The following is a 24,060-nucleotide window of genomic DNA, read 5'->3' as shown; positions in this document are numbered from 1 at the left end:
ATTATTTTTTCGTCGAATGTAAAGCACACGTTCAACCTTATACTACAAGACAACATGCAAATCATTTATATAAGTTATACGAGGAAACTGCACAAATTAACAGGATAGCAGATTATTTCATAAAGAACATGGATTATGTTAGAACTCAATTAAAAATTAGTGAAAATGAGGTTATTAAAGATACATTCAGAGTAATTTTAACAACTTCTATGATTGGCACGCCTCTTTTTATTAATGGTGTATATATTGTAGACGAGTCATCATTTAGTACTTTTATTAATAGAACCAAGCCATCTTTAAAAATAGTGAATAAGAATATGTTCACTAAGTTTGATACTAATAAATTTGAAATTTATAATGGAAAAATTACAAGTGAAAAAATGGTTCAATTTCTCAAATCCCCACCTCAGATAGAGATTACTAAAGAATTTATAGAAGAGAAGACTATTGAACTAGGCAATATTATTCTAACAAGAAACTTTGAAGTTCACAATATGATGAATATAGGTAATGAAATTAATAAATTCACAGAAGAATTAGCTGAGAAATACTATGTTGATAAAATTAAGTTACAAAATTTATTAAATAAATAGTGGAGAATATATGTAAGGAGAACGCCATTAGGTTTGTCCTTCTTTAGTTTACATTCATATATTTCTGGAAAAGCTGAGAGATCATCTATACAAAAAGTACAGAATAGAACGCCATGTAACTGTAAAATCGACAAAAAAAGCTATGGGGAAAAGAAAGGGGAGTAGTTATGGGGGAGCAAAATGAATCCCGCATTAGAAAAGAGAGTTATAATAAAATAAGAAATCAATCACTATGGAAGGGATGTTTTCATAGTGACAGTAATTGTAGTTCTGAGATAGTTAAGGCACATTCAATTCAAAACAATAGAATATTAAATAGAATTTCTCAAGATGGATTAGTACTGCAATTCAATGTTGAGTTTGAGGATAGTTTAGTTTCCGAGATGAAAAAAGAAGGAAGAAAGAAAGCAACAACATTTACTGGGTTCTGTGGATACCATGACGCAAAGCTTTTTTCTCCAATTGAGAATTTTGATTATCAAATCGGCAATAAAGAACAAGAAATAATTTTTGCCTACAGAGCCCTTGCTAAAGAGTTCCATGCTAAGCAAACATGTCTAAAAATAACACAAAATATTCTGAACTTCATTAATGATGGCCAATATGAAAAGATTAATAGAATCTTCGAAAATAAGAAACCAACCAAAGAACAAATTGATACTATGTATGAAATTATGAGTATTCAAGGTCAAGGATTTGCAACTGCATTAGAAAAATATGAAAGCTATAATAAAGCATTTTAGAAGCAATATTTCTATAAAAAATATCATATTTAAATACTCAAGCTATTGTGTTAAATGAAGAATATCATTTGGCTGCATCTTCATTAATAAATATTGTAACAGATACTAGTGGCAAAGTAATTAATAAATTGACGGAAATGGATGCATACTTGGCTCCACTTTTTATTAATTTATTTCCGCAGCAAGGAAAACGATCATGTTAATGAGCTACTTTAAAAGGATAAATTCCGGTATGAATTTCTGGAACAAATCAACTATTTGGATGATCAGAATAAAAAATAGTTTTATCTAATATTCTTATTAAATATGTTGAGAATATTACTTTTTCGCCAATAAGATGGGGCGAACTGTCGATTTCAAAGCAAAAGAAATAATAATATCTTTGTGGAAACTACATTAGATAAAGGAGATACATTAGTGACATATAAGAAATTGAATATATTTATTTAGTAGAATTTGAGAGGTCGTAAAATTCATGATAATTGGATTTTGGGGAAAATAGCTGAAGTATCTGGAGTCCAAAGTTCTGATAGATTAAAGAACCTAGTATGTTATATAAAGCGAGGAAATAATTGTGTTTTTTCGTCTGAAGCAAATTATTTAGATCTTCTCAAAAATCAGCAGTATAATTGGCTATAAGAAAAGGATGTCGGTTTCACACGGACATCCTTTTGCGTTGCGGATTATTATTTAAGGACTTTATATTCCTACTGTATATAAGGCTTACCCACCTTCTTCTCCAGCAATCCCTGCAATTTGCCGAAGAGGAGGGCGACTACGAGGTAGAGCAGGCTGACGGAGAGAAAGGCTTCCATCACCTTCAAGGTATCGGCGGCCATCAGCTTCGCCTGGCCCATCATTTCGGTCAAGCCCAGTGTGAAGCCGAGCGAGGTTTCCTTGATGATGACGAGAAATGTATTGCCAAGCGAAGGCAAGGCAACCCGGTAAGCCTGCGGGAAAACGATGCGCCGGAACGTCTGTATCCGCGTCATGCCGATGGATTGCGCAGCCTCTGCTTGACCACGGTCGACCGAGTCGATTGCTCCCCGGAAAATCTCCGCCAGATAGGCACCGTTATTCAAGCTGATCCCGATAACTGTAGCCTGGAAGGCATTCATAGCGCTTAGTGCGGGAAAGATTTGCGGCAGCCCGTAATAGAGCAGGAAGAGCTGAACGAGCAGCGGGGTGGAGCGGAAAAATAAAATATAAGCATTGCCCGCAGTGCTCACTGCTTTGATCCGCGAGCGGATCATCGATTCCAGTAGAATGCCCAGCATAACGGAGAACACCATAGACAGCGCCGCTAGCATAAACGTAAGGGGCAGATAGCTCAACAATTGTGGAAGGCTTCTTATAAAGTAGGCGAAGTCGAAGTTCATCTCCTTACTCCGCTGGCTTGCTTATGTCTTCGCCATACCATTTCTCAGCTATTTTTGTGATCGTACCATCCTCGCGCAAACCCTTCAGAGCAGCATTCACTTCTTCGACGAAAGCTTTGTTATCGTCTGTGATCAGGAAAGGACTTCCCGCCGGAATGACGACGAACTGTTCGCCTGCTAGACGAAGCGGCTGGCCGGTTTTTTTAATCTGAGCAAGCGCAGCGGCTTTAGTTGAAAAGGTTGCGTCTAGTCTGCCAAGCAAGACGTCGCGGAAGGCGCCTTCTCCTGTCTCATAGATGACTACTTCGATTTTCCCATCAGGATCAGCCTGTTTAATATAGTTCAGCATAATTTTGTTGCCTGCTACGACGCCGATTTTTTTGCCTTTTAGATCCTCAAGCGAGTTGACGGTCTTGTTATCTTTTTGGGTAACTAACTGGGCTCCTGAGTAAACGTAAGGATCGGTGAATAAATATTTGGCCTTTCGCTCCTCGGACAGTGCGATCGAATTGACGATCGTATCGATTTTCTTGGATTCCAACGCTCCGAACAGACTTGCAAAATCAGTCAGCTGATATTCAATTTTGAAGTTCAGCTTCTCCGCGATTTTCTCCCAAATTTCGATTTCATAGCCTTCGAGCTTATCTCCATTTTCCGTATTTTTGAAGGTATAAGGATAGAAGGCGCCATTTGTTCCAATACGGACGATTTTCTGTTCTTTCGGCGAGCCGGAAGCCGGTTTATCCGCTTTCGCTCCGCAAGCTGTCAACAGCGAGAGGGCGGCGGCCGCTAGGGCTGCTCCTGCCAGCAATCTTCTGAATATGTACCCTTTATTTTTTGCAATCGACATCATGAAAACCGCCTTTATCGTAGTGTGGATGTTGCAAAATTATTGGATGGAAGAGGGCTGCTTGCCGAGCAGCCGTCCCGCGAAGTCCGGCTCCTCCAGCATCGGCCGACCGATTGCAATGAAATCTGTGAGCTGCTCGGCGACGACGCGTTCAGCCAACGCTTTCCCATGAATGCCTCCGACGGCGATGATTGGCAACGCTGTGTTGGATTTCAAAAGGGCCGCATATGGAATCTGATAGCCGGGATGAACGTCCAGCGGGCGGATAGGCGTGATGCCTCCGGAGCTAACATGGACGGCATCAATCAGCGGCTCCAACTGGCTAACAATATCCGCAATTTGCAGCGGGATCAGGCCAGCCGGATCATAATCCGACGCAGATACCCGAATCTGCACCGGATAGTCTGGTCCAACCGCCTCACGTACTGCAGTTGCGACGCGCAGGACGAATTGAAGCCTGCCCTTCGCGCTTCCTCCGTAAGCATCCGTACGTCTATTGGCAACAGGCGATAGAAATTGATGCAGCAAATAGCCGTGGGCGGCATGCAGCTCAATGCCGTCGAACCCGGCCTCCTGACTGCGAAGCGCAGCTCTGCGGTAACGGTCGATAAGGACTTCAAGCTCAGCTTCGCTAGCCGCGAAGGGCAGACCGTATTCGTCGTTGAAGGCAATAGAGCTTGGAGCGAGCAGCCTTTCGCCGGGAAGCGGCTTCGATTTGCGTCCGCCATGCGACAGCTGGATGAAGGCGCGCGCATCCTGAGCGTGAATGGCTTTTACAACCTCGCTTAATGGCTTGATATGGGAATCAGAATAGATGCCGATATCGTCTTGGTACAGCCGGCCTTCAGGTGATACGGCGGTTGATTCGATAATGACCAGGCCGACATCGGCTGCACGACGTCCGTAATGCTGGACATGATAGTCCGTCGCATGTCCTTCAGGCGTACCCCTGTGCTGCTGCATCGGCGCAAGGATGAGCCGGTTTTTGAGTTGGAGCTTGTTGATTTGGCCCGGGGAATGCAAAGATACGGTCATGGAGCCATCTCCTTTCATTTTATTCATATAGGATTACTATGGATGTAATTATAGGAGGAGCGAAGCGATTAAATCCAATATCAAGTTCGCTATTGCTTTAATTGCTCCAGCCTATGAATTCAATATGTCATTTGATATTGGAGTTCCCGCGCAGCCGCCCGTTAAGATAGAGAGAAGGAAGCGATGCCTGATTATGGCTGACGAAAGGGAGGAATTGCGATTTGAGCTTCGAATTTGGTGTCTATACGTTTGGCGATTTGAACCATGATCCGCATAGCGGCCGGCCGATTGGCGCGAAGCAGCGGCTGGAGGAAATTGTGGCGGCAGCAAAGCTTGCTGAAGAAGCGGGTCTTGATGTGTTTGGGCTGGGGGAGCATCATACGCCGAATTTTGCGGTGACGGCACCGCCCGTCGTCTTGGCTGCGATTGCCCAGCATACGAAGCGCATTAAGCTGACAAGTGCGACGACCGTATTAAGCACGGCAGATCCTGTGCGGCTGTTCGAGGATTTCGCAACGCTCGACCTGCTGTCGGACGGCAGAGCAGAGCTCATTGCAGGCCGCGGCGCAATGGCGTTTCTGGATACATACCGGATATTTGGCTATGAGCTGGACGATTACGATGCTTTGTTTGAGGAGAAGATTGAGCTTCTGCTTCAAATTAATGCCCAGGAGAAGCTGTCTTGGAACGGCCGGTTCCGGCCTGAGCTTATCGAAGCGGGAATCGCGCCACGGCCATCGAGAGGGAAGCTCCCGCTATGGATCGGAGTGGGCAGAACGCCGGAGAGTGCACAGCGGGCAGGAAGACTCGGAACAGGGCTGTCATTTGCTCAGCTTACCGGCGATACGAACCGGCTGAAGCCGCTTGCTGATGCATACCGGGCGGCTGGCGAAGCGGCTGGCTATACACCGGATCAGCTCCCGATCGCCGTATGCGGACACGGATATATAGCGCGTACCTCGCAGCAGGCACTGGATGAATATTTCCCGTATCACGCCAATTACTTCGAACATATTATGCAAAAACGCAATCCGGCTGATCGCCTCACACGTGAGCAGTTCGAGCTGTCAACGAGTGCGAATGAGGCGCTGGCAGTCGGCAGTCCCCAGCAAATCGTGGAAAAGATCCTGTATCAGCATGAACGGATCGGGCACAGCCGATATTTGCTGCAGTTGGATATCGGAGGCATACCATACGCTAAAGTGGCCCGTTCCATTGAGCTGCTGGCGGCTGAAGTGATGCCAGCTGTACGGCGAGCGCTGTGCGAAACAACGACGGCCGTCAACGAAACAACGGGCGGACCGCTTCGCTAGCTTTTATCCAATTAACCAACACTCATCAGCTAAAAAAATGACGTTTGACCTACACGCTTCAAGCGTACGGAGCAAGCGTCTTTGTCATTTCCTTTCGTATCTCTAATAGTTTGTATTGACCAATCCTGTTAACATGTCTAAAATGGGATTAATGATAAAATCATACAATTGATTCCATATCATAAGTCGAACAGACCTCTGTAGGCTCGAAGCAACCTTGCTTCGGCTTTTTTTGCTTTTTTGCTGGCGATTTCAAGAGAGAAGAGGAGATGGAGAATGGACCTGTTGCAATTAAAGTATTTCCAGACGGTTGCCCGCCGGGAGCATATTACACAAGCAGCTAAAGAGCTGAATATTGCGCAGCCGTCCTTGAGCCAGACGATTGCAAGGCTGGAGGAGGATCTGGGCGTTGCGTTATTCGACCGGCTTGGACGCAATATTCGGCTTAATGAATCCGGAAGAATCTTTTTACAGCATGTGGAGCGCGCCTTCAGCGAGCTGGAGAAAGGAAAAAGAGAAGCGGTGCGGATTGCCGGCAGGTATGAGGAAGTCATTACGGTAGCCTCAATTCATTTGCCCATGGTATCGGAAATGCTGGCGACATTCGTATCGAAGCATCCGGAGACGAGATTCCGGTTTCAGCAAGGCTGCTATAATTCGATGAAACAGCTGTTGAAGGATAAGGAAATTGATCTATGCTTGTCCGCCCCGCCCATTGAGCTTCCGAACACAACCAGTATTACATTGCTCACCGAAGAACTGAGACTGCTTGTACCGGCTGGCCATCGCTTTGCTTCCCGGGAATCGGTGCATTTGGCTGAGCTTGAGAAGGAAGCCTTTATTGGACTGAAAGCCGGCTTCGGGCTGCGGGATGCGACGGATGGGCTGTGCCTTAAAGCGGGATTTTCGCCCAACGTTATTTTTGAAGTGGAGGACCCGGCCTTGCTCCATAAGCTTGTCCGTGCAGGCATCGGCGCTGCTTTTATTCCCGCACTCTGGGACATGGACAGTACGGACCCTGCGACGGTATCGGTGCGGATCGCGGACCCGAACTGCTCTCGCACAATTAGTCTGACCTGGTCGGAGCGGCAGGAGCTGTCGCCAAGTTTTGAGCGTTTCCGTATTTATGTCATCGAATATTTCCATAAGCTGCAGCAGCGCTTGGCAAGTACGACGGCGGTTGGGGAGAGCTCGCGCTCCATTATAGGCCTGGAATTATTAAAGTAATATTGATTTTGGTATTGGATGAGGAAGGAAGAGCGCCTTTATAATCATTTTGCGGCCTAAATACCCATTAAATTCATAGGTTAACTGTGAAACGTAGGGGGTGCCCTAGCTGTGACGCAGTCCGGTAGAGAATAAGCCGAGCGGGCTGCGCAGCGGATAGGGCCGACAAAATGACAAGTGAAGGAGTGTTCAGACATGTACAGAAAGAAAAGAGGAACTTTACAGGCAGTCGCATTGCTCATGCTGGCTTTCGTCCTGCTGTTGACGGCATGCGGAGAGAAATCGGAAAAGGCGGGGGCGTCAGCGAAGGGTTCGGGCAAAAAGCTGGTCATCGGCTCGACGGGAGGCTTTTATCCTTACGTGTTCCAGAACAGTGAGACGAATAAGCTAGAAGGCTTTGAAGTGGATCTGTGGCAGGAAATTGCTCTGCTGACAGGCTACGAGGTGGAGTGGAAAACGTCGGAATTCAGCGGCCTGTTCGGATTGCTGGATACAGGGAAGATCGATACGATTGCGAATTCCATCGCTGTGACCGAGGAGCGTAAACAAAAGTATCTGTTCAGCGAGCCTTATGTATACTCCGGTGCGCAGCTTGTTGTGAAGCAAGGCAATGAGGGCATTCAGTCGCTGGAAAACTTGAAGGGGAAAAAGATCGGCATTCAGTCCGGCACCAACTTCGCGAACCTGGTTAAGGAGTTCGATAAGAACGGGGAGATCGAAATCGTGAACTATGAGACCGCTGAAGCAGGCTTCCAGGACGTTGCAATCGGGCGCATCGACGCGACTTTCGCAACGAAGGCATCGGCGCTCGGCACGATTAATAAAACAAAGCTGCCGCTTCAACTGGGCGGCAAGCAATTGACGACGATTCCGGCCGCCAATCCATTCCTGAATAATGAAGGAAATAAGGAATTGGTTAACCAGGTGAATGATGCGCTTAAGAAGCTTCGCGAGAACGGCAAGCTGGCCGAGATTTCGAAAAAATGGTTTACGCAGGATTTGACCAATCCCGATAACTAGGGCGTGTCTGAAAACCCGTTCAGTGGCACCTTTCACCGCCTTTCCGCCCCCTGCTTCGTTGTACCCCCGGGTACGCCTTCACAAACGCGCCTTGCATGAAACGAAAATTCAGCAAAATTTGCTGCCCTCAGAGTTCTCAGACACACCCTAATATCGATAGCGCTGGAAGGGGAGGAGGCCATCTATGTTTGATCTGGTATATTTGCTGTCGGCGCTTCCCCGGCTGCTGCAATTCATGTATTTGACCATGACGATCGCTGTGCTCTCGATGCTGTTCGGACTCGTTCTGGGGCTGGTGCTGGAGACGGCGATCAGGCGCAAGCTGTTTCTGCTCGCGCCTCTGGCAAAGGTGTATATTTCCTTTTTCCGGGCAACGCCTTTGCTCGTGCAATTATTTATTTTGTACTACGGACTGCCTCAATTAATTCCCGCCTTCGGCGAGATTAATGCATACTGGGCTACGGTAATCGGCATCACAATGAACTGTGCAGCGTATTTGGCGGAAATTATCCGGGCGGCGATCCGCTCCATCGACTACGGTCAGTGGGAGGCTTCTCAATCGATTGGGATGACCCGCTGGCAGAGCATGCGGCGGATTATTCTGCCGCAGGCGCTTCGCATTGCGCTGCCCTCTTTCGGCAATACCTTCGTGACCGTTGTGAAGGAGACGTCGCTGGGCTTTACACTGGGCTTAACCGAGATGATGGCGCAGGCGAAGCTGATGGCGGCGGATACGTACAAGTTTCTGGAATCATTTCTGGCGGCTGCTATCCTGTATTGGCTGGCCGCCATCGTGTATGGCTATATTCAAAGCGCTATGGAGAAAAAGGTCAACCGCCCGTACGGCCATGAAGTATAACGGGTGATGACGAAGGAGGAGTGAGGGGAATGAGCGGGATAACGGATTATTTGCAGGACAAGAAATCGGCGCTGGACGCCCGCAAGCTGCGGCTGGTTCAGGAGAAAGAGGTTCCTCATCAGCAATTGAAGGCGGGGATCCGGGTCGCTGGACGAAGCGGCGTGCGTGAAATCCGGATTCGTGATTTTCAAATCATCAGTGACAGCGGCCCAGAGCTTGCAGGACATCAGCTCGGGGCAAGCTCACCTGAGCTTCAGCTTGGTGTGCTGGGAAGCTGCCTATCACATATTACGCTGATTCAAGCGGCGGAGCGCGGCGTGCCGCTTGAAGCCGTAGAGGTGGAGGTAACGGGCAATATGCATCCGCTCGCAGGAAAGCCGGGCTACGAGCATATCCCGGTCTACCTTCATAATATTGCGTACACGCTGCGCATTGAGTCCAGCGCTTCGTCTAAGGAGCTGGCGGCGCTCCATGAGGCAGTCGAGCTGGCTTGTCCGATATTAAACCTGCTGCAGCAGCCGCAGCAAGTAGCGGGGACGCTCGTGCGGACGAAGCAGAAACGCCGCAAGCAGGTCTGAGAAGGCTAGCGAACAAATGGAATAGCAGCAGAGCGCCTTATCGACGATAGTAAAGCGTAGTAAAAAAAGCAGGAAGCGAGCATCATGCGCGCTTCCTGCTTTTTTGTCGTTCTATCGCAAGTGGACTGGCAGACAATCGGCTGTGTGAGCTTGTACTCAGCCAGCGGCAGACTCCAGTTCCAACTGCCGCTGCTGCTCGCGTTCAATGGCTTCCAGAAATTGCTGCTTGAATGCCATGCCCCGAATAACCGTTTCTCCGATAATAAAGGTGGGCGCCGAGCTGACGTTGGCGACATAATAAGCATGGTGCAGCGCCTCTCGATGCTTCTCACGGTATGTTCGCTCTTCCAGCGCCTTGCGGTAGGCGGCTTTGTCCAGGCCAACCTCGCCGGCCAGTTCAGTCAGCACATCAATTTCTCCGATATTTTTACTCTCCAGGAAGAAGGCCTCGTACATTCGTTTATTATAGGCCTTCGCTTTACCCTGCTCGATAGCAAACTGATAGCCTTCAAAGGCCAAATGCGTATACGGTTGAGGGGAGAAGGGAGGTTTGACGATCGGAATGCCTAGCTCTGCCGCTATCGGGTAGACGCGCTCCTTCCAGTCCTTTGTAATATGCTCGCCCTCGGGACGCAGTGTTGGCGTCGGATAAGGACGGAGCTCGAAAGGCACATATTCAACCTCAATTCCTTTTTCGGCGGCAGCCGCCTCCAGCTCGCCTTCGGCAAGAATGCAATACGGGCATACGAAATCGGAATAAACTTGCAGCTTTAACGTCATGAATCATTACTCCTCTCTATTTAGTTAGGAACAGCCGTCAATGGTACAGCTAATGCCGGTACTCCATTGCTCCAGCCGCTGTTTTTTCAATTCGGCATCGATCGCTTCGAGAAACTGCTCCTTATATAGAAGCCACTTGACTGTGGTGTTTCCGATAACGTAAGTCGGCGCTGCAGTAATATTAGCTTCATAAAGGGCGTGGTGCAGCGCCTGTTTATGCGCTTCCCGGAAGGTTCCGGCCTCCAGCGCCTCGCGATAAGCGGAGCCATTCAACCCTAACTCTTCGGCCAGTCCCGTCAAAACATCAATATCACCGATATTGAGGCCGTCCTGGAAAAAAGCCTTGTACATTCTCGAATTATAAGCTTCACCGATGCCAGCTTCTTTGGCGAATTGATAGCCTTCAAAGGCCAAGTGCGTGTAGGGCTGCGGAGAGAGAGACGGCATTCGGATTGGAATATCGAGCTGCTCCGCAATGGGGTAAACCTTTTCTCTCCAGCTCGTTTGCATATAGCTGTCCTCGGGCCGAAGCGTAGGCGCAGGATAAGGCCTCAGCTCGAAGGGGAGATGTTCAATGGTTACGTCCCGTTCTGCCGCCGCTGCTTTCAGCTCGCCATCCGCCAGCAAGCAGAATGGACAGACATAATCAGAGTACACTTTGATCGTTAACGGCATGGCCGGTGCTCCTTTCGATAAGTGGATGTTTGCGTCTCCTAAAACCGGAGCCTGATGATAGAGAGTCTTTAAATTGCCATGCCTGCTCAAGCAGAATGGATGCCAGCACGCCGACAACCAGTCCATTGTTCAGAATGGGCTTCAGTACATCCGGCAGTACCGCAAGGCTTGCCGCAGGAATGAACATGCTTCCAACACCAGCGAACAAGGAAAAGGCGACGATGGTCAGCTTTTTCTCATTTTGCAAAATCGCGCCAAGCTCCTTCAGGCCGGCGGACAGCAGATGCGCGAACGAATAAAAGATAACGGCGAATGCTACGGGTACAGGAACGGACGCAAGCGCTGCGGTTAGAAACGGGAAGAAGCCGGCAACTATCAACAGCAGGCAACCGATGATGAAAGGCAGTCTCTTGGTCATTCTGGTGGATGCGACAAAGCCGGCAGTATGAGAGTTGGACACGCAGCCTACCGCGGAGAAGGCTCCGGACAGCACCTGGTTGATGCCCATTACAATGCCGGAGCGGCGATAACGGTCTGCAGGCTCAAGGCCGATCGTCTTCTCCATGACAACGATGGCTGCAATCATGTTAATGAGCAGCGGAAGCGTAATGACCAGCGTTGTGAGCGTAATGCCTGAATCGAATAGCGGCGCTCCCCAGGCGAATAATTGGGGGATGAGAATAGCCGTATCCGGCAGTTTAGGCAGTGCGGGAATGTGACCAAGAAGCAGAAATAAACCGTAGCCTGCTGCAATCCCAATCAGCGCGGAATAGTTGCGCAGCCACGCCGTCTTGCTTCGGCCGCATAGAAAGGTCAGAAGAAGAGTTGCGATGGCAGGCGCCGCAATACTCGCATGGATGTAAGGGTCCTTGTAGCCCACACCAAGAATACCTTTCACGATCGGAGAGCTGAATTGAAAGATGAGCAGCAGCAAATAAGTGCCGGTAACGACCGGAGTGAACAGCTTTTTTAAATAACGGATAACTTGAAAAGCGCTCAGCAGCAAAATGATGACTCCTCCGAGCAGCAAACCCATCTCCATCTGGCGAAGCAGCTCGGCACCGGATGCACCTGGCGTAAGGTTCGCTGCAAGAAGAATGAAGACACCCCACCATACACCGGCAGGGCCCTCCAGAATCGGCAGCTTATGGCCAAGTGTCACTTGGAGCAGGGAGGATACGCCGATAACGGCCAACGTTCTTTGCAAGAGGCTAATCGTCTCGGCATCTGACAGCTGAAAGGCCGCCGCTACGACAATGGGTGCCACAAGACCGCCTGTCAGAAGAAAGAAGGCCCATTGAAGCGAATCCAGCAGCGTTCTCACGAGCGGTTAGCCCCTTGGCTGATGCGGTAATGGGCGGCGGAAATCATACGCGGGCTTCCGTCTGCAGGGCGGAAGCCAGATCAAGGACAAGCGCTTGAAGCGTCTGAACGCCGCTTTCGTCAATATAGATGCCATGCTGGTCAATATGGCCTGGATCGGCAACAAATTGGGCGGGCAGCACGTTGGCTTGCAGGCCGCGCAGCACGATACGCAGGTTGTTTAGAGCGTTGATTCCGCCTTTTCCACCCCCAGCTGCTGCCGCGATAGCGACGGGCTTGCCCTTGAAGTGGTCGCCATTTAGAAAGTCCAATGCGTTCTTCAGGGCGCCGCTGATACCGTTATGGTATTCGGGCGTCACGATGAAAAAAGCATCGGCTTCCTGAGCAAGCTTCCTAAGCTGAGTGACGCAGTCCAGCTCTTGCTGAGCGGGATCTCCATTGAACAGCGGCAGTACATGATGGTGAAGATCAAGCAGCTGGGAGTTGCCTTGCTTATCCCGGAGCAAACGGTAAACAACATTGACAACGGCCTTGGTGTTGGCTCCGGCACGAGGGCTTCCGCTAATGAACAGTACATTTTTACTCATAGGTCACACGCTCCATATCCTGATTTATGATGTTAAAACCACCTATTCCGGGTGTGTTAGTATTATAACGAGTAAATGAGAAAAACTTCCAATACCAAAATCATAATCGATTATATAGACCAGAAATTATGAACCTATTGCTTGCAGGCTATCATTTATATTTTTGGTTGACAGGGTAAAAATTTCCAACTATGATAGTTAACAATTCAAATTGGAATAGGAGGAATTATATGGCGGGGCTGCGATTGCTAGGCGGTTTGGAGACGCATAAGGAAGTTCAATTGCATTCTTTTCTGGAGGAGCAAGGTGTGTATTACGAACGGTGGGAGGGGAATCATACTCCTTCATCGTACGAAGAGAGGCTGCTGCTGTCGGATGAGGAAAAGACGGAACTGCTTCGGATCTACGAACCGTCAATTGCGGATTTTGCAGAGCGGAAAGGCTATAAGCAGTGGGACATTGTGATCTTGTCGGAACAGACGCCCGATATGCTGCAGAAATTCGGCTCGCTTCATTATCATCTGGATGATGAAGTGCGGATTGTACTTGGCGGAGCAGGCGTATTTACGATAAAAGACGAAGGGGGAAGCGGCTATTTCGAATTAACGGCATTGCCTGGAGATGTCGTTGTCGTGCCCGCTCACCGGCCGCATGCCTTCCGCTTGTCGGAAAGACCCCAATTCATTGTCGTTCGCTTATTTGAGGGCGAGGTCTCATCGGTTACATACCCGGTCGAAGATTCGACATTCGTTGTCAATTAAAGTCGGAATGATAGCTTTCGGAGAATGCGATTGATTGGCTAAGTAATATTGGACGGCTGAGAAGCGGGAGAGTACAGTCTAAATTGTAGAACATTCCAGAATACTAAATGATTAACAATTTGTAAAATGATAGGCTGGAGGGGGAGATGCAGGCCATATTCATAGGTTGGAATGAATAAAGACAGAGGGAGTGGTTAGGATGTGCCGGATATTTGGATACATTGGAAATGTGGACGTCGATCCCGGACGACTGAAGGCGGTCTCCGATCAGCAGCTGGCAGGCGGCCCCGATCAACAGTCGGTATGGGCAGAGAGAAACTGGGCAATCGGCAATAATCGGCTTGCGATCGTCGGACTTGACGGGGGCGAGCAGCCTTACAGTCTTGGCGATTCGATTCGTATTGTATTGAATGGTGAAATTTATAATCATCGGGAGCTCAGAAGCAAGCTGGAGGCAAAAGGCTATACGTTTACGGATCATTGCGACGGATCAATCCTGCCTGCGCTATACGCGGAATACGGACAGGACTTTGTCCGCTATCTGGACGGTATGTTTGCAATTGCGGTCATTGATTTACGGGAGGGGGTTGTGCTCACTCTGGCAACAGATCCTTCTGGCATTAAATCCTTGTATTACTATTGGGATGAACGGGATAGGGCGCTTTATTTCTCATCAGAGCTGCCATCCCTGCTGGCATTCGGAAGCGTACCCTCAAACTTATGGCTGCCGGGCGTCGACTTTTATTTGACGACAAAGGTGGTATTCGGAGAACGGACGCTGTTTGATGGTGTCTATGCGCTGCCGCCATCCTCGCTGCTCCAAGCAAGGCTTGGTGAACGGCCGGCCATTCGCCGATGGAAGACGCTGCTTGCATCGGAGCCGCTTGGCGGTGAGTTTAATTCCGCTGCTGTATCGCTTCGGGGACAGCTTGACCGCGAGGTGCAGGCGCTGCTGCTTGCAGACGTGCCGGTATCCACAATTAACAGCGGCGGACTGGATTCCAGCCTCGTTACCGCACTGGCAAGCCAGCGACAAGCCGGTATTCATTCCTTTAATTTATCTTATGTGGGCGATTGGCCGCTGGATGAGAAGATCTATGCCAGACAAGTATCGGAACGATATGGCACGACGCATCATGAGGTTCTCTTCGACCCGCGGGACTTTGAGAAGATTTTGCCGCTTGTGGCCGAGAGGCTAGGGCAGCCGAATGCCGATCCTATCACATTGAGCAGTTATGCTTTATTCGAAGCGGTTCATCAGGCCGGCTTCAAGGTGACGGTATCCGGCGATGGAGCCGACGAGATGTTCGCTGGTTATGACCGCTTCCTGGAGGCCTCGGAAGCAGCGGACGATTGGATTAAGCCTTATGTTGCTTCGCTTGGCGTTGCCTCGCCGGCATTGCGCAAGGAGCTGTACAGCGAGGATTATCGCGCTTTTATTCATGACAACGGGTCGATCGGGGATCAGATTTCAGACAGCCTCCGCACTGCTCATCACCGGAAGGGCAGACTGGATGCCATCTTGGATTTCGAGCGGGAATACCGGCTGCCTTCGTATCATCTAAGACGTGTGGACCATCTCAGCATGGCGCATTCTGTAGAAGTGCGGGTTCCTTTTTGCCAGCCGCGCATTCTGGATTTGGCGGGCAAATTGCCTGTAGACTGGCGAATTGGAGAAGGAAAGGTGAAACGTCTGCTGTACCGGGCGGCGGAAGGGCAGCTGCCTGATGCAATTCTGAACCGGAAGAAGCAGCCGTTCACGCTGCCGATCGACGCCATGATGCGCAAGGGGCTTCCTCTCTTCGAGGCAGTGGAGCGGGTACTCGATAGGGACACGCTGCGCAGACATAATCTGTTCAGTCCGGCGGCAGTAGAGAAGCTGCTGCACAAGCAGGCGACACAGCCGGACGGCAAGACGGCATTGACGCTGTGGTCGCTCGTTATTTTCCAGCTGTGGATCAGTCAGTATCAGGTTCAAATTGGTTCTTCCAAGCAATATCAGTTCGAGGGGTGATTCCTATGCAAACGTATTTGGCGCATGCCGAAGGCAGTGTGTCATCCTCCATCATTATTGATGGAACGGAGCTGCCTGCTTCGCCTGAAGCTATTATTCCAATCTTAAAGGATATTAGCGACAACTTGGATGATGAAGAACGGCCTTACGGGCTGATTTCCAAATATGTCGTCCTGCGTCCGTCCAAGCATCCAATGTACGATTTGAACTATTTGTTTTTCCAGCTGGTGCCTGGCAATCCCGTGACCTTCGATTATTCGGGCAGCTGCGGACATTCCATTCTGGCTGCGATACAGGTTGCAATGAAATGGGGTTGGCTGCCCAGTGCTAGCCCGGGATTACGCGTACGTGTATATGTGGAGAACGTCGGAGACTCGCTCGTCTGCGAGGTTGACCATGCAGTTCGCTCTGGTATGAATTGCACGGCGCATTTCATCGTGGACGGTGAAACGCCGCTCTCCAGTCTGCTGCCATCCGGCGCATTGACTGACCAGCTAGCCACAGAATATGGAGACTATGAAGTATCGCTCGCATCTTCCGGCAACCCGTATGTGTTCGTGAATGCCGCGGAGCTCGGTATTCATTCGGAGCAGGCATTGTTTGAAGCGGGAGAGGACACGCTGGTGCGTCTCCATGCAATTCGCCGCTCTGCGGCGCAGCTGCTGGGCTGGAATCCGGACGGCGTCTTCCCGAAGGTGGCGGCTATTGCCAGCTATGAACCAGGCGTGATTGCGTTCAGGGGCGTATCGATACCGTCTTGGCACCCGACGATTGCGCTGACTGGAGCGGCTTGCATTGGTGCAGCGGCTGCCATTGAAGGAACTATCGTTCACCGGCTGATCGGCGATACGCTAGCCGCGGGTTACCGTCTGAGGGTGAATACGAAAGGCGGAAGTACCTACATCTCGACGGCTACGACGGGCGGCAAGCTATCCGACCATCTGCTGTACAGCAGCATTTCCGAGAAAAACGTGCGTCTGCTCGGGGCGTTACCGTTTAAGAAAGGAGCGTCTTACGAATGGGAGTGGCAACGCAAGGTGTACGCATAGAGTCGTTATTGGAGGAACTGGACCGTTACGCCGCTGTGGCTGATGATGCGGGGCAGACGCAGCAGGAGTCGCTTGATGCGCTTAAGGCTTCCGGATTGCTGGGCAGTCTTGTGCCGGAGGAATATGGCGGTCTTGGCTATGATTCTTTATTTGCAGGGAGGCTGATCGCTTCCATTGCAGAAGTAGATCCTTCAATTGCCATTATCGTCTTTCAGCATTTCTCGGTCGTATCCCGCATTTTGGAATGGGGCAGCGTGAAGCAGCGCACTGATTATTTGCCAAAGCTTGCGAACGGGCAATGGCTGGCTGCATCGGCTTGGTCGGAGACAGGTGCTGGAGCAAATAAACAGAATATTTCGACAGTTGCGGATCGGACTTTAGACGGCAATTGGATTATTGGAGGCGTGAAGTCGTTCACAACCGGAGCTGGATTGGCTAACTTATATTTGGTGCTTGTCCAGACAGGCACAGGCGACTCCGGCTCGCTGTACGGCAATTCAGGGCAATCCTTTTTCCTTATCGAGACTTCGCAGGGAATTACCGCGGATGCAGATACGAATCTGTCCGGAATGCGAGGCTCCTCAACTGGATTTATTAATCTGCATCAGTGTGAGGTGGCTGGTGAACAGGTCATTGGACCACTTGGAGGAGCGCCGTCTGTCATTAACGGCATTCGCGAATGTGGGCTGACGCTGGGCTCCGTGTCGCTCGGAATTAGCGAGGCCGCCTACAAGCTGGCGCTGGAGCAAGTGAGGGCCAGAGGACAGCAGGGCAATCCGGTGCTTCAGGCCGCATTGTCCGAGCTGCATATGCAGCTTGAAGCAGTTCGAGCGCTGGTCGAGAAGGTGGGGGCGAAGGAGGGAGGCGACCGGCTTAGTCAGATTGCTTACCAGTCCAAAATATTCGCTTCGGAATCCAGTGAACGTATCGTCCGCGAAGCGCAGCAAATTATCGGCGGCTCCGGATATGTGCGCGGAAAAAAAATCGAGCGACTGCTGCGCGATGCAAGAGCCGTCTCGTTGATGGGGCCGGTGAACCGGCTGGCTAGAGAAATTATCGGACGGGAGCTGATTTCATGAGCGGGGCTGCATTTGATCTTGTAATCGACAATGCCCGTATTGTCTACCGGGACCGCATCTTGGAGGGCAAGATCGGTATCCTGGACGGGAAGATCGCGAAGCTGCTGCGCCAAGACGAAGAAGCAGCGTCGGGTCGCACGATCGACGCAGAAGGACGGTATGTGCTGCCGGGGCTTATTGATTCGCATGTTCATTTTCGAACACCGGGTTATGAGCATAAGGAGAACTGGCACTCGGCTTCAAAGGCAGCTGCAGCGGGCGGTGTGACGACGGTACTGGACATGCCCAATACGAATCCGTACACCGATACCGTGGATAAGCTGCGGCAAAAGTCCGCTCTCGTACAGGGTCAATCCTATGTCGATTACGGCTTTCATATCGGGGTCGTGCCGGGCAAGTCAGAGGCGCTTCAGACGCTGGAACGCGGTGAAGCGGCGAGCATTAAGCTGTTCCTTACCGGACATCGGACTGCTAAGCATATTATTGATGACGATGCGGAGCTCGACTATATTTTCCGGCTGGCTGCGGATAAGGCCATTCCGCTGACGCTGCATGCGGAGGATGACTTTGTGCTTCGTCTATTCCGGCAATCACGCGGAGAGCCGTCCGATTTATCGGAATATGAATCGGTATATCCGCGGATAGGTGCGATAACAGCAGTTGCTCGCGCGCTCCGTTTTGTCCGCAAGTATGGGACATCGATTCATGTGCTGCATGTATCGTCAGCCGAGGAAGCGGAGCTGCTGGATGCGGCTGCGGAGGCAGGGTATCCCGTTACGTATGAGACGACCGCCCATCAATTATGGTTCGATCATGCAAGTGCACGGGAGCTCGGAGCAAGGGCCAAGCTAAGCCCTGCCATCCGGGAGCCTCGTGACCGGGACCGGCTCTGGCAGTCGATAGCCCAGGGGACAATTACGTCAGTCGGAAGCGATCATGCGCCTCATTCCAAGGCGGAGAAAAGCTTTGATTTTCATGATGCGCCGCCAGGTCTGCCGGGCGTCCAAGAACTGCTGCCTGTGCTGCTAACCGGATTGAAGCGATTTCTCCCTTCATTAAGCAGAGAAGAGAGGCTCCTTACGGTGGCTAAATTGCTTGCCGCAGGGCCAGCAGCCCGGTTCGGCCTTGATCATCGGAAGGGCAGCATCGAGCCCGGGCTGGATGCCGACCTTCTCATTATCGATGACGAGAAGCAGTGGACCTTCACTGACGCTCATGTGCTGTCGGGCAGCGGCTGGTCGGCTTATGAAGGGGCCGAACTTGAAGGGGAGGCCGTAGTGACGATTGTAAGAGGGCAAGTGGTCTATGAGCGAGGACAATTTGGCGAGGAAGCTGGTCAGCCTGTATCCCTGCGGCGAGAGGCGCCTAATGCCTTCGCCCAAACGGCGGGCAGTCCCTATGGAGTGCTGGTCTGAACATAACGGCGGCAAGAGCGGGAGCAGCGGGGTGGCAGATGGGGTGATCCCGCCTGCCGCCCCATCCTATATAACCATTTTTAGAGGAGGAATAACGATGACAACTGCAGCAAACTCATTAACATCAGGCGCGGTAATTAGGTGGTCGGAATTAAACTGGGAGGATCGTGGCGATCTGCTAGTCGCCATCCCTGTAAATGAAGAGAAAGGAGCGGTGCTGGTCAAAGGGCTGGTCGTCCGTATTAAACCAGGCGGCACTTGGAGCAGCTGCGAGAAAGGAAAAGCGCAAGAAGTGGTAGGCGTTATATGGAAAGGGAAGGGCAGTGCCCGCGTCGGGGACGCAACGAGCGCTCTGGAGCCGTCTTCCGCGCTATATGCGCCATCGGGTTCTGATTATGAGGTAAAGGCCGATCAAGGGGAGGAAGTTACGCTGTACATTTGGCAGACGGTACTGCCTGAAGGCTCGCCAACCGCTTCCAATCCAAGACTGTTTAATCACTTGTACAACGATGAGACTCAGCTCAAAGGCTTTACGGGCAATGATCCTTCGCAAAAGATCGAGAATCCGGCCAATATGAACTTTCTGTTCTGGCCGGGCACAGGCAGCGCAAGACTATCGCTGCATTGCGGCATACAGGAGCCGGGGCAAAGCTTCGCCGTTCATCAGCACCCGCATTCCAGCGAGTTGTTCATCGGCGTAGAGGGCAAAGGGGAAATTCATTTGAACGGGGAATGGCTGCCGTTCGAGGCCGGCGATTTGCTCTATGTGCCGCAAGGTATCTTCCATGGCACGCGTAATCTCTATACCGGTGAAGGGGCTGCCAGATTTGTGACGACAGGCGGGCCGACGCCGTTTGACGCCAGCTTCTATACGTTTGCCGGAGTGTCTCCGGAAGTGGTAGATCCGGCATAAGGAATAATTAAGCACATAAAAAGTTCACCGTTGCCGATAGGCAACGGTGAACTTTTTCTTTTATACCGTTAAGTTAAGGAATGGTGACCAGCTCAGGGGCAACAGCTTTCAAGTAAGAGGTGTTGATAAAGGATTTGAAGTCAGGCACTTCTTTAATCTTTTCGTTATCCAGCAAAAACTTGGAGATGCTCTCCAGTGCAGTAACCAGCTCCGGCGTTAGATTAAGCGCGTAATGGTTGAGTGCAATTAAGGTTGTGATGTCTGCTGCATCTTGTCCCAGCGTCTTGCCAATATGTGCGGCTGCCGCATCCGGATTCGTTTCAATAAAGGCTACGGATTTGTTCAAAGCCCGCAGTACCGCTTTTACCGTCTCCGGGTTTTTGGCTACAAAGTCGTTATGGCCAATCAGAATGGAATAGGAGTTAATGAGCTGCTGCGGTCCTTCCTCGCCGGGAACATGTGATTCTTTGCCGGTCAGTAGGGCAACGCCGCCCTTTTTGACACCGTTCAAGGCAACGGGCTGCCAGATGGAAAAGGCATCAATATTGCCGGCCTGGAAGGCGGGCAGCAATTCAGTCGGGCCGATCTTGAACGATTCGATTGATTTCAAATCGAGGCCGTACTTCTCCACAATTCGCAGAAAGAAAGCTTCGGATACGGTTCCCGGTACAAAGGCGATTTTCTTCCCGTTCAAATCGGCCGGCGTTTTGATTTTATCGGAATTGACGACTAAGGTTTGTACGCCGGATATATCAGCCTGCTGGGCGATGATTTCGATAGGCAGGCCCGACGCTTTGGCAATAATCGGCGGAATGTCGCCGGAGGAGCCAAGCTGGATGCTCTTCGAGCCTAAAGCAGCTATGACGTCCGGGCCGGCCGCGAACAGCTCGGTTTTAACCTCCAGACCTTCTTCTTTAAAATAGCCTTCTTCGTTCGCGATTACGATGAGTGGTGACAGCTGTGTATCACGAGCCGTACCGATGGATAGGCTGGCCGTTTCGAGAGCGGGCTTAGGCTGTTCGGTCGGCGCGGCTGTAGCGGCGGCTTTTTCTTCCGCAGTAGGAGCAGGCGAGTCAGAAGGGGATGCGGCAGGCTTGTTGCTTCCGCCTCCGCAAGCCGTGAGCAGCAGGGTTAGTGCAAGGAACAATAGAATAAAGAGCGAAGAATGCGTTTTACGATTAGTAGACATAGTGATGGCCTCCAGAAAATGATTTATTTCCAGCGCAGCAGAATTTTCTCCAGCGTGGTAATGACTAAATTAATGAAATAACCGATGATGCCGATCGTAATCATACCGACGAGCACCTGATCAGTCTTGAACATGTATCGCCCTTCCTGAATGAGGAAGCCGAGGCCTTCGTTCGCTGCGATCAGCTCCGAGCCGACTAAGCAGATGAACGCCATGCCCATTCCTGAGCGGATACCGATCATCATGTTCGGAATGGCGGCGCGAAGTGTGACGTGGCAGAAAATCTGCAGTTTGCGGGCACCAAGCGATTGTGCGGCCCGGATATGTACGGGCTCGACCTGACTGATTCCCCCTGTAATATTAAGGAGGAGAGGGAAGAAGGAGCCGTAAATAATGATCGATATTTTCGACCATTCATCGATTCCGAGCCACAGGATGGCTAGCGAAATAAAAGCGAGAGGCGGTATTGGCCGAAGCAGCTCAAGGACAGGGTTGATCGCATCCCGAAGCAAACGGGAGGAGCCCAGCATTAGTCCAAGCGGAAGTGCAATTGCAAAGGCAACGAGAAATCCCGAAAAAACACGCTTCAAGCTGGATGCCGCATGCAGCACAAGCGAGCCGTCCTGAAGCATATGCGTCATCGTCTGCAGCGTCGCTAGTGGACCGGGCAGTTGGGCAGGTACTACGTAGCCAAGGCCGGTAATGAGCCCCCAAGCAAGCAGCAGTATAGACAGGCCGGATAATTTAATAAGTAGACGCGTCCACGGTTTGCGCTGCGAGAACCTCAGGCGTTTATTCGGGGACGAGAGCACCTCCTTATGCGGTAATGATGGAAAGGTGTTCTCCATAGGGGGCGTCTCCTTCTCTTAAAATTTCGCTAATTCTGGCCTGATATTGAAGCAGCCTTTCGTCATGACGGTTTCGCAATCTAGGCAGGTCGATACGCAGGTCTAGCGCGATACGTGCAGGGTTCGGCTGCAGGACGATTACACGATCGGCCAAATAAACGGCTTCCTGTATGCTATGGGTGACAAACAAGCAGGTTTTGCGCTGCTGCTCCCAGAGTCCCAGCAATTCCGTCTGCAGCTTCTCGCGGGTCTGCTCGTCCAGCGCGGCGAACGGTTCATCCATCAGCAGCATGGCCGGCTCATTGGCAAGCACCCTTGCAAGTCCAGCGCGCTGCTTCATGCCTCCCGACAGCTTGCCCGGATAGTGCTTCTCGAAGCCGGTGAGACCTACCATCCGAATATAATGCCGGGCGAGCTCCTTACGTTCCGCTGCTGAAACGCCGTTCACCCGCAGGCCGAACTCTACATTCTGCTCAACGGTGAACCAAGGGAACAGCGCGTATTCCTGAAAGACGACTCCGCGCTCCTTTCCAGGCTTCTCAATACGTGCACCGTTAAAATAAATATTGCCTGCATAAGGCTGAAATCCGGCGACGCAATTCAGAAGCGTTGTCTTCCCGCAGCCGCTTGGCCCGAGAAGACAAATGAATTGCCCAGCCTCTACGGAAAGCTGCAGACGGTTCAGGACAATTCTGTCCTCGGATTGTCCGGGACTTCTGAAGGCCACGGTTACGCCTTCAATCGACAAAATCGGAGCAAGCTCATGCAACGTTCGATCTACTCCTTCCATTTAAATTCATACTATTCCAATGAGATATGTTATATATTGCTACTAATGTACCAGTGATGAATGCTGCAATCCAATACCAATTTGGCTATATAATCAATAGCTTTTATGCAATACATAGGGCTGAATTCGGAGTGCTTGATCACATAACTAGAATGATTTATGACTGCTAGTACTATATTAATTATGGTATCTATTGTAAGATGAACAACAAAGTAATAAGGAGAGAGGGATGTCAATGTGGGATCGTAAAGAATTGAAGAAGAGGGCAAAGGAGGTGCTGCGGACTTCGTATTGGAAGGCATTTTTAGTCAGTATTATACTGGCAGTTGTCGGCGGAAGCGTCAGTCCTCCGAACTTTAATTTCGGATCATCAAGCACTATTGATGAATTCAACTTGATTGACGGGGATTTAGAGTGGGCGATACTCGGGCCGATTCTTGCTATCATTATTGTCATTTTTATCGTTATCTTTTTATTTGCAATGGCTTTTCGGATTTTCCTCGGTTTTCCGTTTGAGGCCGGTGCGATGCGTTATTTCAAGGGATCAGCAGAGCGAGAAGTGAATCTTAATCATTTAATGTATGCATTCAATAAACTCAGATATTTGGATATTGTGAAAGCGATGCTCTGGCGCGGTTTTCTGACCTTCCTATGGTCACTGCTCCTCGTTATTCCGGGTATCATCAAATCCTACTCCTACAGTCAGGTGCCGTTCATTTTGGCGGATAATCCGAACATTGGCTATCGCCGTGCGGTAGATTTGAGCAGGCAGATGACTAGGGGCCATAAATTTAATATCTTTGTGATTGATTTAAGCTTTTTAGGCTGGATCTTACTTGGCACGCTTGCGCTTTTCGTTGGCGTACTGTTTGTACTTCCTTATATTAATGCTACAAAGGCTGAGCTTTACATGGCATTGCGTCAAGAGGCGCTGGATAAAGGCTTCACTAATGAAGAGGAATTGAGACTGAATCAGACGCCTGTTTTCTAAATCGAATAAGAGTTTACATTTTACCAATGCATTGGTGGGCAAGAAGTCT

At 50.4% G+C, this 24,060-nt stretch carries 23 protein-coding genes and 1 pseudogene; 14 read left to right on the top strand and 10 right to left on the bottom strand.

Annotated features, from left to right (window positions below; genetic code table 11):
* Positions 1-593: pseudogene (locus TY10_RS30835) on the top strand (hypothetical protein); the annotation flags it as partial.
* Positions 594-760: 167 nt separating this feature from the next.
* Entirely contained in the window at positions 761-1,336 is a 576-nt protein-coding gene (locus TY10_RS21315; protein WP_052350691.1) for a hypothetical protein, read from the top strand.
* A gap of 707 nt (positions 1,337-2,043) precedes the next feature.
* Here the strand turns inward: TY10_RS21315 and TY10_RS21310 are convergent.
* Genes TY10_RS21310 through TY10_RS21300 form a run of 3 tightly spaced genes read right to left on the bottom strand, consistent with a single transcriptional unit; the run spans position 2,044 to position 4,600 of the window.
* Positions 2,044-2,673: an amino acid ABC transporter permease gene (locus TY10_RS21310; RefSeq protein ID WP_238327860.1), complete on the bottom strand. Its 630-nt coding sequence runs from the start codon at positions 2,671-2,673 to the stop codon at positions 2,044-2,046.
* A 46-nt stretch (positions 2,674-2,719) separates the two neighbouring features.
* Positions 2,720-3,568 carry a transporter substrate-binding domain-containing protein gene (locus TY10_RS21305; protein ID WP_081735405.1) on the bottom strand — a complete coding sequence of 283 codons (849 nt, stop codon included), beginning with the start codon at positions 3,566-3,568 and terminating at the stop codon, positions 2,720-2,722.
* A 36-nt stretch (positions 3,569-3,604) separates the two neighbouring features.
* Positions 3,605-4,600, bottom strand: coding sequence for an oxidoreductase (locus TY10_RS21300; RefSeq protein ID WP_042167966.1), 996 nt, complete (start codon positions 4,598-4,600; stop codon positions 3,605-3,607).
* A 221-nt stretch (positions 4,601-4,821) separates the two neighbouring features.
* On the opposite strand from TY10_RS21300, the gene TY10_RS21295 reads away from it, so the two are divergent.
* The 5 genes from TY10_RS21295 (at position 4,822) to TY10_RS21275 (ending at position 9,597) form a co-directional block, all read left to right on the top strand.
* A complete protein-coding gene (locus TY10_RS21295) occupies positions 4,822-5,913 on the top strand; it encodes an LLM class flavin-dependent oxidoreductase (protein WP_238327854.1) in 1,092 nt (363 codons plus the stop codon).
* Between the two features lie 276 nt (positions 5,914-6,189).
* The gene (locus TY10_RS21290) at positions 6,190-7,140 is read left to right on the top strand and encodes a LysR family transcriptional regulator (RefSeq protein ID WP_063510457.1); all 951 of its coding nucleotides are present in this window, start codon (positions 6,190-6,192) and stop codon (positions 7,138-7,140) included.
* Positions 7,141-7,335: 195 nt separating this feature from the next.
* The gene (locus tag TY10_RS21285) at positions 7,336-8,160 is read left to right on the top strand and encodes an amino acid ABC transporter substrate-binding protein (RefSeq protein WP_052350690.1); all 825 of its coding nucleotides are present in this window, start codon (positions 7,336-7,338) and stop codon (positions 8,158-8,160) included.
* Between the two features lie 184 nt (positions 8,161-8,344).
* The gene (locus TY10_RS21280; protein ID WP_042167962.1) at positions 8,345-9,019 is read left to right on the top strand and encodes an amino acid ABC transporter permease; all 675 of its coding nucleotides are present in this window, start codon (positions 8,345-8,347) and stop codon (positions 9,017-9,019) included.
* A gap of 29 nt (positions 9,020-9,048) precedes the next feature.
* Positions 9,049-9,597, top strand: coding sequence for an OsmC family protein (locus tag TY10_RS21275; protein ID WP_042167960.1), 549 nt, complete (start codon positions 9,049-9,051; stop codon positions 9,595-9,597).
* A 156-nt stretch (positions 9,598-9,753) separates the two neighbouring features.
* Here TY10_RS21275 and TY10_RS21270 read toward each other — a convergent pair whose 3' ends face one another.
* The 4 genes from TY10_RS21270 to TY10_RS21255 are packed head-to-tail and all read right to left on the bottom strand — an operon-like array spanning position 9,754 to position 12,962.
* Positions 9,754-10,377, bottom strand: coding sequence for a DsbA family oxidoreductase (locus TY10_RS21270; protein WP_042167958.1), 624 nt, complete (start codon positions 10,375-10,377; stop codon positions 9,754-9,756).
* Positions 10,378-10,401: 24 nt separating this feature from the next.
* The gene (locus TY10_RS21265; protein ID WP_042167955.1) at positions 10,402-11,052 is read right to left on the bottom strand and encodes a DsbA family oxidoreductase; all 651 of its coding nucleotides are present in this window, start codon (positions 11,050-11,052) and stop codon (positions 10,402-10,404) included.
* Complete coding sequence (locus TY10_RS31755; protein ID WP_052350689.1) at positions 11,024-12,376, bottom strand: purine/pyrimidine permease; 1,353 nt, start codon at positions 12,374-12,376, stop codon at positions 11,024-11,026. Before TY10_RS31755 ends, TY10_RS21265 begins: the two co-directional genes overlap by 29 nt.
* 43 nt (positions 12,377-12,419) lie before the next feature.
* The gene (locus tag TY10_RS21255) at positions 12,420-12,962 is read right to left on the bottom strand and encodes an NADPH-dependent FMN reductase (protein ID WP_042167953.1); all 543 of its coding nucleotides are present in this window, start codon (positions 12,960-12,962) and stop codon (positions 12,420-12,422) included.
* A gap of 230 nt (positions 12,963-13,192) precedes the next feature.
* Between TY10_RS21255 and TY10_RS21250 the strand changes: the two genes are divergently transcribed.
* From TY10_RS21250 to TY10_RS21225, 6 genes are all read left to right on the top strand, one after another.
* Positions 13,193-13,723 carry a cupin domain-containing protein gene (locus tag TY10_RS21250; RefSeq protein WP_042167951.1) on the top strand — a complete coding sequence of 177 codons (531 nt, stop codon included), beginning with the start codon at positions 13,193-13,195 and terminating at the stop codon, positions 13,721-13,723.
* 199 nt (positions 13,724-13,922) lie between these two features.
* Positions 13,923-15,737, top strand: coding sequence for an asparagine synthase (glutamine-hydrolyzing) (asnB, locus tag TY10_RS21245; protein WP_042167949.1), 1,815 nt, complete (start codon positions 13,923-13,925; stop codon positions 15,735-15,737).
* 5 nt (positions 15,738-15,742) lie between these two features.
* A complete protein-coding gene (locus TY10_RS21240; RefSeq protein WP_042167947.1) occupies positions 15,743-16,786 on the top strand; it encodes a PrpF domain-containing protein in 1,044 nt (347 codons plus the stop codon).
* A complete protein-coding gene (locus TY10_RS21235; protein WP_052350688.1) occupies positions 16,756-17,865 on the top strand; it encodes an acyl-CoA dehydrogenase family protein in 1,110 nt (369 codons plus the stop codon). Before TY10_RS21240 ends, TY10_RS21235 begins: the two co-directional genes overlap by 31 nt.
* The gene (locus tag TY10_RS21230; RefSeq protein WP_042167945.1) at positions 17,862-19,280 is read left to right on the top strand and encodes a dihydroorotase; all 1,419 of its coding nucleotides are present in this window, start codon (positions 17,862-17,864) and stop codon (positions 19,278-19,280) included. Before TY10_RS21235 ends, TY10_RS21230 begins: the two co-directional genes overlap by 4 nt.
* 97 nt (positions 19,281-19,377) lie before the next feature.
* The gene (locus TY10_RS21225; RefSeq protein WP_042167942.1) at positions 19,378-20,193 is read left to right on the top strand and encodes a cupin domain-containing protein; all 816 of its coding nucleotides are present in this window, start codon (positions 19,378-19,380) and stop codon (positions 20,191-20,193) included.
* 73 nt (positions 20,194-20,266) lie between these two features.
* On the opposite strand, the gene TY10_RS21220 is transcribed toward TY10_RS21225, so the two are convergent.
* The 3 genes from TY10_RS21220 to TY10_RS21210 are packed head-to-tail and all read right to left on the bottom strand — an operon-like array spanning position 20,267 to position 22,999.
* The gene (locus TY10_RS21220) at positions 20,267-21,382 is read right to left on the bottom strand and encodes an ABC transporter substrate-binding protein (RefSeq protein WP_042167939.1); all 1,116 of its coding nucleotides are present in this window, start codon (positions 21,380-21,382) and stop codon (positions 20,267-20,269) included.
* Between the two features lie 23 nt (positions 21,383-21,405).
* The gene (locus TY10_RS21215; RefSeq protein ID WP_052350687.1) at positions 21,406-22,230 is read right to left on the bottom strand and encodes an ABC transporter permease; all 825 of its coding nucleotides are present in this window, start codon (positions 22,228-22,230) and stop codon (positions 21,406-21,408) included.
* Entirely contained in the window at positions 22,199-22,999 is an 801-nt protein-coding gene (locus tag TY10_RS21210) for an ABC transporter ATP-binding protein (protein ID WP_238327852.1), read from the bottom strand. The genes TY10_RS21215 and TY10_RS21210 overlap by 32 nt, the downstream gene beginning before the upstream one ends.
* A gap of 250 nt (positions 23,000-23,249) precedes the next feature.
* Here TY10_RS21210 and TY10_RS21205 point away from each other — a divergent pair, with 250 nt between their 5' ends.
* Positions 23,250-24,011, top strand: coding sequence for a DUF975 family protein (locus tag TY10_RS21205; protein WP_202903212.1), 762 nt, complete (start codon positions 23,250-23,252; stop codon positions 24,009-24,011).
* Positions 24,012-24,060 lie beyond the last annotated feature (49 nt).

This window comes from Paenibacillus gorillae, assembly GCF_000513275.1.
In the GTDB taxonomy this organism is placed as follows: domain Bacteria; phylum Bacillota; class Bacilli; order Paenibacillales; family Paenibacillaceae; genus Pristimantibacillus; species Pristimantibacillus gorillae.
This window is presented reverse-complemented; position numbering and strand designations above follow the sequence as displayed.